Origin of the sequence: Parasediminibacterium paludis (genome assembly GCF_042651445.1) — a bacterium.
GTDB classification, from domain to species: Bacteria; Bacteroidota; Bacteroidia; order Chitinophagales; family Chitinophagaceae; genus Parasediminibacterium; species Parasediminibacterium paludis.
In genome coordinates this window covers 388,727-405,822 of record NZ_JBHSDC010000029.1, presented here as the reverse complement: position 1 = coordinate 405,822, position 17,096 = coordinate 388,727, and the positions used below count along the sequence as shown (strand labels likewise).

Below are 17,096 nucleotides of genomic sequence, written 5' to 3'. Positions count from 1 at the left end.
GTGTAGTAATAATTTTATTTAGGCTATAAAAGCATGTGCCATTCCCATGATAGATGCCAATATAACTACACATTTCCAACAATTGAGTCTGTTCATTTTTATTAATTTTTATATTGTAAAAGTACATGTGATGAATTTTATTTGATGTTAATGTTTTGATAGCTAGTTTTAAAATTGTAAATAAATCAATGCAATGGCTGCTACCGTCATTACTATCAAAGTCAGAAACCCTAAGAAGTTTGAAAGTTTGCTATTGGTATTCTCTTTCATTATCTTTTTATTGTTTGATATATGCAGTACAATTGCTATTAGGATAGGTGAGGTTAAGCCATATAAAATTGCAGTATATAACAATGCTTTTATTGGACTTAGCCCTAAATAATTAATTAATAGCCCCAGCAGTAGCGAAACAGTAATGACGATATAAAAAGGCTTTGCTTGATAAAATTTACTATTGAGGTCGCCTTTCCAACCAAAGGTTTCAGAAACAATGTAAGATAATGAACCGCTTAAAACAGGTATTGCCAGAAAACCAGTACCAATTACACCAATAGTAAAAATTAAATAAGAAGCTTTACCAGCTACTGGTTCTAAAGCCTTTGCTGCCTGTTCCACTGTATCAATTTGGTTGATGCCATGCCCAAACAATGCAGTACCAGTTGCCAAAATGATAAAGAACATTACCAAATTGGATAACAACATACCAAGGTTGACATCCAAACGCATTTTTCTTATCAATAGAGAAATAAAATTACTTTCCTTCTTTTCTGTAGTAGCAGCATCTTCTTCATTCTTTACAATTTTAGTACGGGCTAAAATCAATTGCCTAGAAGATTTCACATCTTCTGCTTCCATTGTAACCTGCCAAAAAAACAAATAAGGTGAAATAGTAGTACCTAAAATGGCTACTACTATTTCAATAAAATCTTTGTCGAATTTAATTGTTGGTATAAGTGTGCTACGAAATACATTGCCCCAGTTTGGGTGCGTAAAAAAAGGAACAGCTATATAAAGGAACAGCGACAGGCATAAATATTTTAATACTGAAACAATTTTATTATATGGCAAATAAATTATTAATATAACAAGCAATATGGTAAATGCAACACTAAAAATCATTGGTGATATGGATGGGAACATAAGGCTTGCAACGGCACCCATTCCTGCTATATCTGCACCTATATTTAGGATAATAGCAGGGACGCTAAAAAACATCATTAAATACAATAATGTTTTTGAATAATGGTTTTTTAAAGTAGTTGTTAATCCTACAGAAGTTACGATACCAATCCTTGCACACATTTCTTGAATGGCAGCCATTAAAGGAAATGTTATCAATGCCGTCCATAATGTTGCCAAACCAAATTTTGCACCAGCTTGGGAATAAGTTGCTATGCCCGAAGGATCATCATCACTTGCACCTGTGATAAGCCCTGGCCCCAAAGCCCTAAAAAACTTTTTAATTTTTGCTGAAGAACTTTTGATATTGGTCATGAACTTTCTTTTTTAACTTCTTTTTGTCCTTAATAACTAAAAGTAAATAGATTAGCACTGCCAAAGGTGTTATCGTATTTATTACTATAGAAAATGGTGACCTGAAAAATGACTTGTAAAAAAATGAGTAACCATTTGTAATTGCACATATTGTAAGTAAGGCCTGCAAGCAATAAAAATATTTCTTTATCATTTCCATTTTTTTATACCGAATCTTCAGGCTCGGTTTTTATGAGCAATTCAGATAGCCTATTCTCAATTTCCTTTGGTAGATTTTCCGTATCTATCCACAGAGAAAGTGTTTGGTTTGTTTCATCCGTTTTTAATTGATACGTATCTTCAAATTTTTTGGGTAAAAGAAAGGCATCATATTCAGTCTTTAAACTTTTGACTTCTGCTTCAAAAGATTTCTGCCATTTGTCTAATTTTAATCCGTCCATAATTTTAACTTTAATTATAAATTTATAGCAACTATTGTTTAAGTCCCGCAATGGTGTTGATAGTTAGTGCAACGATAATAGTATTAAAAACGAAAGAAATTAAACTGTGCATCAAAACAAACCTCCTGATAACCCGGGAACTTACTACCACATCAGATACCTGAAATGTCATGCCAATGACAAAAGAAAAATAGGCGAAATCGATATAATCAGGCTTTTCCTTAGTAGGGAAATCAATACCGCCAATACGGCTTCCAGTATTTAATTTGTTATGGTCGTGGTATAAATGAGCATAACGGATTGCAAAAATTGTATGCAGCAATATCCATGATAGTACAATTGGTGAAAGAGACACAGCGGTGTGGAATATTTTATTAAATGTTGATTCGGCCTTGCTGTTTAAAAGTAGTAAAGTGCCAAATAAGCTAAAACAAATTGCTACTAAAACAATCATAAAAATCACCTTTAGCCCATCATCTTGCTGCTCTACAACTACACATAGTTCGTCATTGGTTGTTGTAAAAAATAATATCCAACTCAATACAATTAGCGAAAGGCAAAATGTATCCCACCCTAATATAACCCTACTCTTAATATCAACTTTCAATAACACCAATAGGGTATAGATAAAAATTGCAAGCAAAATAGAAAATACTAATTTTTTAACCCCACTCGACTTTTTAAGCAAATTTCCTTTCATGCGTTTGATTATATTATTTGAAACTATTTTGATTAACTATACAATCATGCCAATTAAAAGAAAAATCAGAAACCCTACGAAAAACATACTTGTTTGCAGCAAGGTTTCTTTTTCTTCATGGGCTTCAGTTAGTAATTCTTCTGTTACCAAAAAAAGTAATGCTGCCAAACCAAATGACAAAACTAATTCTAAAATTTCTTGCGATAAACCTGCCAACATAGTAATGCCTATGATTGCCCCAATGAAAAAGGTTAATCCCAATACAAGTAAAATGAGCAGATTTTTTTGTTTGGTAAGGTTGGCATCGGCACAAGCTAAAACTACTGCTAAACCTAAAGAAAAGGTTTCTAAAGCTAAAGCCACGGATAGTAGAATACCTTCTGTATTACCGGCTGCAAAGCCTACGCCTAACAGCAAGCCATCAATTGCCAAATCAATACCCAACGCAATTAATAAGCCCATAGGTAAAACACTTTCCTTTTTATTTTCTTCGGCTTTGATTTCAAATTTTTCTGCAAAAAACTTTACCACAAGCATTGTAATAATGCCTAGACTAAAACCTATGGCTACTTCAATGGGCTTATGGTTTTTAATAATATCGGGCAACAATTCTACTACCACAACAGAGAAAACCACCCCTGCGGCGAAATGCAAAACTGAACTACGGAAAGCACCGCTTGGTTTTTTAAATATTCCCGTAATCCCACCCAAAAGGATAGAGATTACAGGAATTAAGGCATATAGATATACTTCCCAAATTTTTGTCATTATTATACTTGGTTTTTATTCTTCACCACTACCTTTTGTAAGTTGCGACAATAAATAGTATGCACCCTTAATTACCACTATTGCTTTAGCTGGTATTTCTTCCAACGGTTTTATTTCGGTAAATCCTAAATCGCTTACACCTTTAGCAACAGCTATTTGCTTGTAATGGTTCTTCTTTATTTCTACATAAATATAATGTTCATCACCATTGCTCACTACTGCATCATCAGGTAAAGCATTTGCCTTGTAATTATCTATCTGAATCCTTGCTTCCACATACATGCCAGGCAAAAGTGTTTCTGTTTGCTCTTCAATTTTGGCATGGGCAATAATGGCTTGCTGTTTATCCTCAAAAGATTTGTTCAAAGCAAATATGGTTGCCGGATGCGTATGGCTTGCATCGTTGGCATCTGTAAACATTATTTTGTCGCCAATTTTTACTTTGGAAATATCTTTTTCAAAAAGTGTCAAATCCAAATGAAGGAAACGGTTGTCAACAATGTCAAAGAGAATGCTATTGGCATCGGCAAATTTTCCCATGGTTAAATTGATATGGTGTATAAACCCACTGATAGGTGCTGTTACGGCAATATGGTTGGTAAAATTCGCAGTACTGATATTGGCAGCATTGATACCCAACACTTGCAATTTTGTCTGCAAGCCCCTTTGCTTGGCCTGTGCAACGCCCAATTCGTTTTGTACTTGCTGCAAAGTTTTTGTAGCGTTAATGCGGTCTTCCTGCAACGCTGTTTGGCGTTTAAATTCCGCTTGTAAATAAGTAAGCTGCGAGTTGTTTTCTAAATAATCCTGCTGCAATTGTATCACTTCATTGTTTACAATCGTCGCCAATGTTTGCCCTTGCTTTACAAAAGTGCCTTCAGTTACGTTGATGGTTTTTACAATGCCACCTGTTAACATGCTTACCTGTGCCTGGTTCTGCGGTGGCAGTGTTAGTTTGCCATTTACTTTTAATGTTGATTTAAGGTTACGTTGTTCAATGCTGCCCGTTTGTAATCCAATGGCTTTTATTTGGTCATCAGTAAGTGTTACTTCTGTTTCATGGTGTTCTTCTTTATTGGCAGTGGTATCTTTTATTGTTGGTTCAGCTTTAGTTTCATTTGCTTTGTTTTTGCAAGATGTAATTGCAATAAACAAGCTGAGCATTACAAGAAATATATTTTTACTCATGACATTTATATTTTTATTTCGGTATTCGTGAATCTTCGATTTCATGATTGAAATTTTTATCGGTTAAGCAAATAATTAAGTTGGATAATGGTTTGGTTGTAATTGTTGACAGCAGCCAAATAATCCGTTTTTATTTTGATGGCATCCTTAATATTCTGGATGTATTCGATGTAGCCAATATCACCAGCCTTGTAGCTACGCTGTGCAGCATTGATAATGCTTTCAGCCATTGGCAAACCTTCGGTTCTGTAATAGCTTAGCTGTTGCAAACTTTGCTGCTGTAATTGGTTTTGTTGCAAAAAGATGGTTACAATTTCCTGTTGATTTTTGTCCAGTTCCTTTTTGGCAATTTCAGTTTCTAATCTTGCAGCTTGCGTCCTTGCTTTAATGCCATTTTTGAACAAAGGGATGTTGATGCCAACACTACCATAATAAAATTGCCTTTCCTTATCTAGGCTCTGTGCATTTACACCCAAATTAAAAGAGGGCTTAGCCTTTGACTGTTCGGCTTTGATGGCTAGTTCTTTTGCTATAATTTGTTGCTGCAAAAATTGCAGCACTGGATGTTTGTTTAACAAATTGCTATCACTTAAATTAATTTCTGGCAAAGCTGTAAACTGCGTTGGTGCTTGGTATTGCTGGTTTGTACGCATCCATCTTTGCAGGTCGGTTAAATAAAAAGAAACCTGCGTATTGGCTTGTGCCAATTGCAGTATCAAATCCTTACGTTGCAGGGTCGCATTTATTTTTTCAAGTTTATTGCTCTCGCCAACTTGGTATTTTTTGTTAGCGTACTTTTCATAGTCGGCATAAATACTGTCTGTTTGCAATAGCAGGTTATATTGCTGCCAACTGAACAGCCAATTGTAGTAAGCATTGGATACGTTGCGTACCAATTCATTTTTTGTAACAGCTTCATACGATTGTGCTACCGTTACATTTTGTTTCAATAGGTTTTGCTCTGCCTTATAAGCATTGGGCAGTTTAAACCCCTGTGCCACACCTACATTGTAATCAAACACCTTACTATTTATTTGTCCTAACCCTGTATTGATATTGAAGGGGTCTAAAATAGTTGCTGTACCTGTGAGTACTTGTTGTTGCTGGGTTTGCAAAGATGCTTGCTGAATGGTAGGGTAATTTTTCACAGCTAAATCAATGGCATTTTGCAAGGTCAATTTTTGCGTTTGTGCTGTTACGTTAAAACCAATTGAGCAAAAAACGAGTATCAATACAGTTGCAATAGTTGTATTAATTTTCATTGCTTTTTTTCTTTTTAGATAGAATAAACTATACAATACTGGCAACACGAACAGTGTTAAAATTGTGGAAGAAAACAAGCCGCCAATAACAACAGTTGCCAAAGGTTTTTGAACTTCTGCCCCTGCACTGGTGCTGAATGCCATTGGTAAGAAACCTAATGAGGCTACGGCTGCGGTTGCTAATACTGGTCGTAACCTTGCTGCACTGCCTTTTAAAATGCGTTTGGTTATATCTTCTTCGCCTTCTTCTTTTAAGCGGTTGTAATAGCTTATTAATACGATACCGTTTAAAACGGCAACACCAAATAATGCAATGAAACCGACACCTGCAGAAATGCTAAAATTCATTCCCCTAATCCATAATGCAATGATGCCGCCAATGGCTGCCAATGGTATTGCAGAAAAAATAATGGTGGCTTCCTTTGCAGAACGGAAGGTGAGGAACAATAAGAAGAAAATAAGTAATAGCGAAACAGGTACTGCTAATTGCAGCCGTCCTTTTGCTTCCTGTAAATTTTGAAACTGCCCGCCATAAGTAATGTAATAACCTTCGGGCAGTTTTAATTTTGCATCTAATGTTTGCTGAATTTCTTTTACCACACTTTCTACATCTCTGCCCCTTGTATTTGCTTCAATAACAATTCTTCTTTGTGCATCCTCACGGCTTATCTGGGCTGGGCTGGGAATGAAACTGACATCGGCGATTTCACTTAATGGCACTTGCTTACCACTTGGTAATGGAATTAGTAACCCTTTTAAAACATCGGCATCGGTATTGGGGTCTTTCTTAATCCTTACCACCAAATCAAATTTCTTTTCGCTTTCGTACACTACACCTGTGTAGCCACCTGCATAAGCTGTGTTTAAAATGGTGTTTACATCGCCAATGTTTAAGCCATATTGAGCAATTTTATTACGGTTGTATTTTACCACCAACTGCGGCATCCCTACAATTTGTTCTACTTTTACATCAACCAATCCATCAATTCCTTTTACCAGGCTTTTTATTTCATTGGCTTTTGCAAATAGCTTATCCAAGTTGCTTCCGAAAATTTTTATAGCTATATCACTTTTTACTCCGGCAATCAATTCATTAAAACGCATTTGAATGGGCTGCTGAAAAGAAAGATTAACGCCAGGGATAATGCTCATTTTTTCATTCATTTTTTCTGCCAATTCTTCTTTGTCTTTTGCTGATGTCCATTCTTTTTTATCTTTCAATACCATTATCATATCACCGCTTTCAATAGGCATGGGGTCGGTGGGAATTTCGCTGCTGCCTATTTTGGTTACTACCTCTTTTACTTCGGAAAATTGCTTTACAATTTTTTCTAACTGCGTGGCTGTTTCAATAGACTGGGGCAAACTGCTTCCCTGACGAATTGCAAAGGTTGTTGCAAAATCGCCTTCATCTAATTCTGGTATAAACTCTCCGCCTAAAGAATTAAAAACGAATAATGAACCGACAAACAATAGTAATGCTGTTACTAAAACTGGTATTCTGTGTTTTATTATTCTTTGCAGAAATGGCTGGTATCTGCTCACTAACCATTTCATTACTTTATCTGTAATGTTTTCTTTGCTGGCAATTTTTTTATTTAAGAAAAGGCTGCTGATAAGCGGTACATAAGTGATTGATAAAATCATTGCACCGATGATGGCGAAACTTACTGTTTGTGCCATTGGCATAAACATTTTTCCTTCAATACCGCTTAATGCAAAAATTGGGATGTAAACAATAAGGATAATGATTTGACCAAAAACTGCACTGCTCATTATTTTGCTGCTGCCTTCGGTTACTTCTTCATCCATTTTTGTTTGCCCTAATTTTTGCCCTTTAAAATCGTGGAAGAATTTATGCGTTAGACTTTCTACGATGATTACTGCACCGTCCACAATCAAACCAAAATCTAAGGCACCCATTGACATTAAGTTTGCACTTACGCCAAACAATTTCATCATAGCTACCGCAAAAAGCATGGACAACGGAATGACACTTGCTACAATTAAACCTGCCCTGAAATTGCCTAAGAAAAGTACCAGCACAAAAATTACAATCAATGCACCTTCTAATAAATTGGTGCTTACTGTGTGTGTTGCCCTTTCAATTAATTTAGTTCTGTCAATAAACACATTAATAGTTAAACCTTCGGGCAAATATTTTTCAATAGTTGCCATTCTTTCTTTAACCTGTTTAATAACATTTACTGCGTTTTCACCTTTTTGCATCAGCACTACACCACCAACTGTTTCACCATTTCCATTTCTTGTCATCGCCCCATACCGTGGGGCAAAGCCAAAATCAACTGTGCCAATATCTTTAATTAAAACAGGTATTCCATTTGCATTGGCAACAACAATGTTATTGATGTCGTCTAACTTTTCAATTAAGCCTTCGCCACGGATAAAATAAATGTTTGGTCCTTTATCAATGTAGCTACCGCCTGTATTTGAATTGTTTTTTTGCAAGGCATTATATACATCAATTAAAGTAAGGTTCATTGCCGCTAATCTTTCAGGTTTTACACATACTTCATATTGTTTTAGTTTACCACCAAAGCTGCTGACTTCTACCACACCTGCTGTGCCTAAGAGTTGACGCTTTACAATCCAATCCTGTATAGTCCGCAAATCCATTGCAGTAAACTTATCTTCATATCCTTTTTTGGGAACAATAGCATACTGATAGATTTCGCCTAAGCCTGTGGTGGGTGGAATTAAATCAGGACTGCCATATTCTTTTGGAATATTTTCCTGTGCTACTTTTATTTTCTCTGCTACCAATTGCCTTGTAATATTCAATGGCATATTGTATTTAAAAACAATGGTGATAACAGATAAACCGCTTCGGCTGGTGCTACGTAATTCAACCAAACCTTGCAGCGATTTGAATTCTGTTTCCAACGGGAACGTGATAAATTGTTCCACTTCCTGTGTAGCAAGGTTGGGGCTGTTGGTAATAACCTGTACTTGGTTATTGGTAACATCTGGCAAGGCATCCACACTTAACTGGGTAAAGGAATAAATCCCCCAGAGCATGAAGATGCCCAACAATGCACCCGTTATCAGTTTATTATGTACTGAAAATTGAATGATTTTATTGATCATATCGAATATCTATTTGTTTATGTGCTTATAATAATGCCATAATCTTTCGGCAATAACTGCTAAAAGAATGGCACAACCCACGGCTATAACAATCAACTTGATTACTGTTGTCGCCAAAAGTTGTTGGGCTTTTTTGAGCTGTTTACCGCTCGACTTTGAGAATGAAAAAATGAATGGATAACAAAATGCAATACCTGCCACTGTTAAATGGTGGTACAACAAATTCATTAAAAATGATGACTAAGCTTTTTTTGGCGGCTGCCAAATAGAAAAGAAAACTTGGGAATTGTACGAAACATCGTACACTGGATATTTTGTAGTTGGGAAAATCCTTTTAGGGATTTTATAACTATTCAAAGGTTGATAATAAGCCGATGCAGAACAATGGGAACAAGTACAAAAAGGTGTACAAGCTTCATCAGATTTTTTAGGATTTTCTTTAGTAGTTGATGAGATTGTTGTTTTAATGTCCATATTTATATTACACTCGTCCTTGTCTGCACAAGGAACACAAGAAAGCACCAAGAGGTAGATGCTAAATATGAGTGTTAAAAATTTCATCGTTGCAAACTTAGTTCAAAATCTGAAAAACACTGGTTTATTAAAATACAATGACGTTGCAAAAATGGGTGTACGATATAGAGCCAATAGGAACAAAATATCTATACACGCATAAATATGTATTCTCATAAGTATTATTTATCAGCACCCCATTTTTCACAGTTGTTGGTATGCCAATATTTCATCGGATCTCTAAGCTTATAATAATTTTAGAAAACCTTTTCAAAACGTAAGGGATTGCAATGGATAGCCCACAGCCATGAACCACGATGGCGAGGACTTGAAGTGGAAAGCCCGACCTGAAAGGCACGCCCCAATTGTTCCAATCCATCATTGTTTTCATATAGCCCAAAAATTATTTTGGGCTTTTTTTATGTTTTTTCTCATTGATTATCAATAGGGTACAACGGGTACAATCAAGCGTACAACAAATGTTGGACTTGATAACGGTCTTTCTGCGACCGTTCCTTTGTACAGAAATCAAGCAATCAAAGTCATCGGGAAAATGACCGTGATGTATCACTCAAAATAAAAAATAAAACCACATGTTTACAAACATCTCTTGGACGACCTACTTAACTTTTGTAGCCCTCTTTTTATCTGCATGGTACATTATTATTTGTCTTCGGTTCTACTCAAGCGACATCCTCAATTTTATTTCCAGCAAAACGAAAACCCAAAAAACAGACAGTGGTAATGAACTACAAGCAACCCAATATGCAGGAACAAAAACAGCAGCCTTAGAAGAAAATATCAATAATGCGGCTTCTTTAAACGAAGCACAAACCGACCATCTTTTTGAGGATGTAGAAACGCTATCTGCAAAAATAAAAGAGGCTGTAAGCGATGCTTCTTCCAAAGACTACAACAAAGAAGAATTTTTCTTCCTACTCGAAATAACGCTAAAAGCCTACCCTCAATTAAAGGGCATCCCCTTTCAAACAGCCATCAATAACCTTATTATTTCAGAATGTGACAAGCATGGCTTCATCCACCCAAGCAGTGAAGAGTTAGATAGGTTGTGGATAGGGATATGAGGATCAAGCCGCCTTCCTGCCCCTCCGCCCAAAGTGGCGGGGGCAATGGAAGGATTCAAGAAAACATTCTTCAATTTTTAAATACTGAAACATGAAAAAGTACAAAAAGACATTCAAGGCTGCCGCTTTCAAAATAAGGGCAACCCTTATGGCAGCAGTAATACTTGTTGCCACCAATATCACGGCATTGGCACAGGATGGCAATGCTGGTATCAATGAAGCCAACCAAAAAGTGCGTGGCTATTTTAATTCAGGCACCAGCCTCATGTATGCTGTAGGTGCATTACTCGGTCTGATCGGTGCAGTGAAAGTTTACCAAAAATGGAATGCAGGTGACCCTGATACTGGCAAAGTGGCTGCCGCATGGTTTGGCAGTTGTGTCTTCCTTGTAATAGTGGCAACTGTTATCAAATCCTTCTTCGGTGTTTAATGGCCTCCCCAACCCCTCCAAAAGAGGGGCTTAAAACTCAATTATAATGCAAGAGATATTAACGGAAAAGCTACACGAGTATATTATCAATAACAATTTGAATCTGCTTATTGAGCTACAACAAGAGGGTAAAGTTGACACCTACCTACAAGAAAAAGTAGCAACGGCTGATGAACTAATTAGCCAGTTGCAATCAGACAATACCCCTTCCTATATCATCGAAGAACAATGCCTTGACTTACTGACAAAAGACCTACGGCCATCCAAGTTCAACTATGTCTTGAGGGTACTGGAAGAGGATTTTGAAAAGCAATACCAACAATTCAGGGAAGCAGGTATACTGACCTATGAAACCATCAATCTCATAGCAGCCTGTAACCCCGTCTTTGAAGCACTTGGATTCACTACCGACAATGAAGATGACAAACAGTTACGCTATGCTATCACAGGGACGGTGAAGCAATATTTGGACAAACAATAGTGAGAATGAAAACGTGCAGACATGGCCTACAATCAATTACAAAAGCTCAATGACAATATAGCGGCCATCCGCATCGCACTTTCATGGGACAAGAGTAAGACCCTTAGTGAAGATGAGATAAAAGCACTACAAAAATATGCAGGATTCGGGGGCATCAAATCCATCCTTTACCCAAATATGGACAGGAAAGAATGGATAAAATTGAATGCAACAGAAGAAGACTTACGGCTCTATCCAAAGATGATGGAACTGCACCAACTGTTGCAGGAAAAGCTAACACCGCAAGCATACAAGCAAACCGTTCAGTCACTAAAGAACAGCGTCCTGTCTGCATTCTATACACCACAGGTCGTTCCTCAAACCCTGTTCAACGTGTTCAAGGAACAAGGTATCGCACCACAAAAAATGTACGAACCAAGTAGCGGTGCAGGTGTGTTCATTACAGAAGCGGCCAATATATTTCCTTCTTTAAAAACCATAACCGCAGTTGAAAAAGATATGCTCACAGGTAAGGCACTTTCTGCATTAGCCAGTTCATTAACAGTCAATCCAACAGTGCATATCACAGGGTTTGAAGAAGCACCAACCGATGACAATAACAGCTACGACCTTATCACCAGTAATATCCCTTTTGGTAATTTTTCTGTTCATGACGGAGCTTTTCCTGATAAAGCTATTTCGGGAAAAATACACAACTACTTTTTTGCAAAAGGATTGGATAAGTTAAGCAATGGTGGGGTGCTTGCTTTTCTTACAACCGACAGTTTTCTGAACAGCCCTTCCAACCAAACAGCAAGGGAATACCTGTTCAATAAAGCAGAGTTTATCAGCCTTGCTGTTATGCCCGATAACCTCATGAAGGACACTGGCAATACCGAAGCCCCAAGCCATTTATTGATTGTTCAAAAAAATGATGGCAAGCAGTCCCTTTCCGAAGCAGAAGAATTGTTATTACAAGATGTGCAACTTGAAAATGAATATGGTAAATACCATTATAATAGCTATATCCATGAACACCCAGAAACCATTGTCGGCAATGACATACAAGCAGGTAGGAACCAGTATGGGTATGCCCATCAAACCATTTGGCAGCAAGGCAATATCAACGATATAGCAGAGAAGTTGTCAGCAACCTTATCCCAAGGTTTTCAGCAAAATTTTAATAGCAAGCTGTTCCAAGATGGACAAACAATTGCCAATGTACATGAAGCAACAGAGGGCAAACAACTGACATTACTTCCTATGCCAGAAGACAAAGCTGGTAACGCAAATGTGCAATTGGGATTGTTCGATACCACACCTGTGGAAAGCATCAACAGGGCAATGGCCTATGTCAATCCATTGGATGAAACTGTTGTGCAGAAACAAACAGCTAGGATTATCGGCATGGTACGCACTACTACAAGCCCCGAACATGAAAGCTTTGTTCTCGTTACCGCAAAGGCAAAGGATTTCAAACAGTACGTGTACAAGCTATATTCCAACACAGCAGAAATCACGCTTTCAGCCAACTGGAAAACAGCAGGGGCATTGATGCACGAAATACAAGGGCTGTCAAGAGAACTACAAGAATATAACCACCACTATACATACGAAGGCGACAAAATATTGGAACCAGCTTTTGCATTGGAACGCAACCAGCCAACATTGTTCACCAATCTCAAACCCTATTACAAAGAAGGCACATTGGTCATCAACAATGGTATTGTTGGCAGCATCCAGAAGCCTGATGCCGAATACAAACAAGCCATGTTCCAGCCCTTCCTTTCGGGGCAAAGGGAAATTGGTTTTTATGAACGCTACGTTACCATCAGGGACAACTACTTGGAACTCTCAGAAAAAGAACTGGCTGGCAATGACGAACATGAACCGCTCAGGACGAAACTCAATCAGGATTATGAGCAGTTTGTATCGCAATACGGCCTGTTGAACCATCCTGTCAATAAGAAACTTATCACAAATGATGCGGCTTTTGGGTTTACTATATTGTCGTCATTGGAACGCAAGCAAGGTGAACGCTTTGTGAAATCCGATATACTGGCACAATCGCTGACACCCAAAGAGGAACAGTTCAGAACGGATGACCCAATCGAAGCCCTTGCCCGTTCCTTAAACGAATTTGGCAATGTAAATCTTGGCTTTGTTGGGGCAGCAACAGGGTTGCCTGAAATAGAGATAATCAGTAAACTAGAAGGGCATATCTACCTTGACCCACAAGGCAGGGAATGGGAAACAGTTGACCAGTACCTATCAGGCAATGTGGTCGATAAACTAGCGGTAGCAAAAGAGCAAGCTGCCTTATATCCAAACGATGTGCAATTGCATCACAGCCTTGAAGCCATCCAAAAGGTACAACCTGAAAAAATCCCTTTTGAACTCTTGGATTTCAACTTGGGTGAACGGTGGATACCTACCACTTATTATGACCGCTATGCCAGCAAGTTGTTCGAACTGGATACCAGTATCAACTATTTCCAATCCTTGGATACGTTCAAGGTCAGCATATCAGGCAATAATGCCAAGGTCTCACAGGAATATGCGGTAACCCCCAAAAGCGGCAGGACATCTTATGGCAATACCATGCTGGAACATGCACTGGAAAATACCACACCATTTTTCACTTATGAAGTACCTGTTGGTGATGGTAAAACGATACGCTTACCTGACAATGATGCCATACAGCTTGCCCACCAGAAAATAGAATCCATACGTAACGGTTTTATCAACTGGTTGCAGGAACTGCCTGACGCAGATAAGAAGCACTTGGAAAAGCTTTACAACGACACATTCAACTGCTATGTGCTAAGGGAATACAATGGGGAACATCTGACCTTTCCTGGACTGGAGAAAAAGAACCTTGGGATTGATGACCTGTACAGTTCACAAAAGAATGCTGCCTGGCGTATTATCCAGAACAGGGGTGCATTGGTTGACCATGAAGTAGGCCTTGGCAAAACGTTGACCATGATAGTGGCAGCCAACGAAATGAAAAGGCTTGGCACAATCAATAAGCCAATGATACTGGCATTGAAATCCAATATCAACCAGATAACGGAAACCTATAAAAAAGCCTACCCCCATGCAAGGGTACTGGCACCGGGGGAGAACGATTTTACGCCAGCTAAAAGAATGCGGTTGTTCAATGAAATCAAGAACAACAATTGGGACTGCATCATCTTAACACATGACCAGTTCGGTAAAATACCACAGTCGCCAGAGATACAAAAGCAGATATTTCAAATGGAACTGGACAATGTGGAACGTGACCTTGATACACTGAAAGACCTTGGCGGCGATGTCTCTAAAAAAATGCTCAAGGGGCTAGAAGTAAGGAAGAACAATTTGGAGGATAAACTGAAAACTATCATCAGTGACATCGAACAAAAGAAGGATGCTGGTATCAACTTCAAAGAGTTGGGTGTTGACCATTTGTTCATTGATGAGGCACACAAATTCAAGAACCTCACCTTCACCACACGCCACGACCGTGTAGCGGGGATAGGTAATATGGAAGGTAGCCAGAAGGCACTGAATATGCTGTTTGCTGTCCGCACGTTGCAGGAAAAATTCAATGCCGACCAGTGTGTGACCTTCTTATCTGGGACACCTATTTCTAACAGCTTGACGGAAATGTACTTGTTGTTCAAGTACCTGAGACCAAAAGAAATGGAACGGCAGCACATCGAGAATTTCGATGGCTGGGCTGCGGTGTTCGCAAGGAAGACCACGGACTTTGAATTTTCCGTTACCAATGAAATTATTGCCAAGGAACGTTTCAGGCATTTTATCAAAGTACCAGAACTCGCTTTGTTCTACAATGAGATAACCGACTATAAAACGGCAAAACATATACAGCTTGACAAGCCCGAACTGGTAGAGACATTGGTGAACATCAAGCCTACACCAGAGCAAACGGCCTTCATTCAACAATTAATGCAGTTTGCCAAAACAGGTGATGGCAGATTGATTGGCAGGGCACCATTGAGTCGTGAAGAGGATAAAGGCAGGATGCTCATTGCCACCAACTACGCCAAAAAAATGGCCGCAGACATGCGGTTGATTGACAGCAACACTTATGGCGACCATCCCGAAAACAAGGTAAGCACCTGTGCCAGAAAAGTAGCGGAACTCTATGACCAAAGCCAACCATATAGGGGCACACAGATTATTTTCAGTGACATTGGTACCCCCAAACCAGATGCCTTCAATATCTATGATGCCCTAAAGGAAAAACTGGTAATGGATTTCAATATCCCTGCTGCTGAGGTCACTTTTATCCATGACTGGACGGATAAGCGTAAACCCGAACTGTTCCGTAAAATGAATAATGGGGAAATCCGCATCCTTATCGGCAGTACGGAAAAAGCAGGTACGGGACTCAATGTGCAGCAACGGATTGTTGCCATGCACCATCTGGACATCCCCTGGAAACCTGCTGAATTGGAACAACGCAACGGCCGGGGTGCAAGGCAGGGCAATCTTGTAGCAAGGAACCATTACGACAACAAGGTGCAAAATTTCATCTATGCTGTGGAGCAATCATTGGATAATTACAAGTTCAACCTGTTGAAGAACAAGCAGACATTCATCAGCCAGATGAAGAACTGCGAGTTGAATATCCGCACCATTGATGAAGGGGCCATTGATGAGAAAACAGGGATGAATTTCTCTGAATATATCGCCATACTATCAGGTGATACCTCGCTATTGGAAAAGTCCAAAATGGAAAAGAAAGTGGCTGTACTGGAAAGTCTCAAAACGGCACATTTCAGGGAAGTATCCCGTTCAAAGTACCAACTGGAAAACCTGCAACATGAAAAGGAAAACACATTGGGGATATTGGGCAAACTATCCAAAGATGAAACCCTTTATAAAAGCAAGCTGAAGCATGAGCCTGATGGCACGAAGGCCAATCCAATACAGTTAAAAGGATTGCAAACCTCTGACCCAGAAGCAATCGGTAACCAACTCATTAAACTCTATAAGCATTGGCAACCAACCGATGACAACAAGATTGGCACGTTGTACGGGTTTGACCTATGCGTTCGCCAGCAGCAAGAGGCATTTGATGAGGGTGGGCATTTCGGCCACAGGTACTATAACACGCTATATGCGGTAAACCCAAAAACAGACATCAAGTACACTTATAACCAAGGGCATCCCAATACCGACAACCCGAAACTGGCCGCAAGGTATTTCCTCAATGCCATTGACCGTGTAGGGTCGTTGAAAGAAAAATACCAGAAGGAACTAAAAGAACTCGACACCAATATTCCCATGGTCAAGGCATTCGTTGACAAGCCATTTGAGAAAGAAAAGGAACTGGTGCAGATGAAAGGGGAACTATCGAAACTCGAAAGGGAAATTGCTACTAAGATACAGGAGAATCAGATGAAGCAGAACGGACTGTTGGATGAAAAACCTGCTGAACAAAAAGAACAACAGGTAGCCAAAACAACAGATGCACCAGTGGTGCAAATGAACCCTAAGAATGGCACACCCTTACAGGTTGCAATGGCTAAGGTCAACGGTGTTACAGTGAACGGAAGGGGGCATCAGCAGGCAGTAAATCAAGAGGTAGTTCAAACCAATAAACGTAGCAACCGTATGCGGTTATAAAACAAATC

11 protein-coding genes are annotated in these 17,096 nt (G+C 38.9%); 4 read left to right on the top strand and 7 right to left on the bottom strand.

The features are described 5' to 3' along the window. Positions 1 to 168: 168 nt before the first annotated feature. From ACFOW1_RS15580 to ACFOW1_RS15550, 7 genes are all read right to left on the bottom strand, one after another. Entirely contained in the window at positions 169 to 1,494 is a 1,326-nt protein-coding gene (locus tag ACFOW1_RS15580) for an Nramp family divalent metal transporter (RefSeq protein WP_379015550.1), read from the bottom strand. 203 nt (positions 1,495 to 1,697) lie between these two features. Beyond that, complete coding sequence (locus ACFOW1_RS15575) at positions 1,698 to 1,934, bottom strand: hypothetical protein (RefSeq protein WP_379015549.1); 237 nt, start codon at positions 1,932 to 1,934, stop codon at positions 1,698 to 1,700. A 31-nt stretch (positions 1,935 to 1,965) separates the two neighbouring features. After that, positions 1,966 to 2,634, bottom strand: a complete 669-nt coding sequence (locus ACFOW1_RS15570) for a DUF1345 domain-containing protein (protein WP_379015548.1) — start codon at positions 2,632 to 2,634, stop codon at positions 1,966 to 1,968. Between the two features lie 36 nt (positions 2,635 to 2,670). Continuing rightward, positions 2,671 to 3,402, bottom strand: a complete 732-nt coding sequence (locus ACFOW1_RS15565; protein WP_379015547.1) for a ZIP family metal transporter — start codon at positions 3,400 to 3,402, stop codon at positions 2,671 to 2,673. Between the two features lie 15 nt (positions 3,403 to 3,417). Further along, entirely contained in the window at positions 3,418 to 4,635 is a 1,218-nt protein-coding gene (locus ACFOW1_RS15560) for an efflux RND transporter periplasmic adaptor subunit (RefSeq protein ID WP_379015546.1), read from the bottom strand. An 11-nt stretch (positions 4,636 to 4,646) separates the two neighbouring features. Beyond that, positions 4,647 to 8,960 carry a CusA/CzcA family heavy metal efflux RND transporter gene (locus ACFOW1_RS15555; RefSeq protein WP_379015545.1) on the bottom strand — a complete coding sequence of 1,438 codons (4,314 nt, stop codon included), beginning with the start codon at positions 8,958 to 8,960 and terminating at the stop codon, positions 4,647 to 4,649. A 240-nt stretch (positions 8,961 to 9,200) separates the two neighbouring features. Then, a complete protein-coding gene (locus ACFOW1_RS15550) occupies positions 9,201 to 9,521 on the bottom strand; it encodes a DUF6660 family protein (RefSeq protein WP_379015544.1) in 321 nt (106 codons plus the stop codon). A gap of 545 nt (positions 9,522 to 10,066) precedes the next feature. Here ACFOW1_RS15550 and ACFOW1_RS15545 point away from each other — a divergent pair. The 4 genes from ACFOW1_RS15545 (at position 10,067) to ACFOW1_RS15530 (ending at position 17,088) form a co-directional block, all read left to right on the top strand. Continuing rightward, positions 10,067 to 10,558: a hypothetical protein gene (locus tag ACFOW1_RS15545; protein WP_379015542.1), complete on the top strand. Its 492-nt coding sequence runs from the start codon at positions 10,067 to 10,069 to the stop codon at positions 10,556 to 10,558. 91 nt (positions 10,559 to 10,649) lie between these two features. After that, positions 10,650 to 10,988 carry a DUF4134 domain-containing protein gene (locus tag ACFOW1_RS15540; RefSeq protein ID WP_379015541.1) on the top strand — a complete coding sequence of 113 codons (339 nt, stop codon included), beginning with the start codon at positions 10,650 to 10,652 and terminating at the stop codon, positions 10,986 to 10,988. A 46-nt stretch (positions 10,989 to 11,034) separates the two neighbouring features. Further along, positions 11,035 to 11,469, top strand: coding sequence for a DUF1896 family protein (locus tag ACFOW1_RS15535; protein ID WP_379015539.1), 435 nt, complete (start codon positions 11,035 to 11,037; stop codon positions 11,467 to 11,469). Between the two features lie 21 nt (positions 11,470 to 11,490). Beyond that, positions 11,491 to 17,088, top strand: coding sequence for a helicase-related protein (locus ACFOW1_RS15530; RefSeq protein ID WP_379015537.1), 5,598 nt, complete (start codon positions 11,491 to 11,493; stop codon positions 17,086 to 17,088). The last annotated feature ends 8 nt before the right edge of the window (positions 17,089 to 17,096 follow it).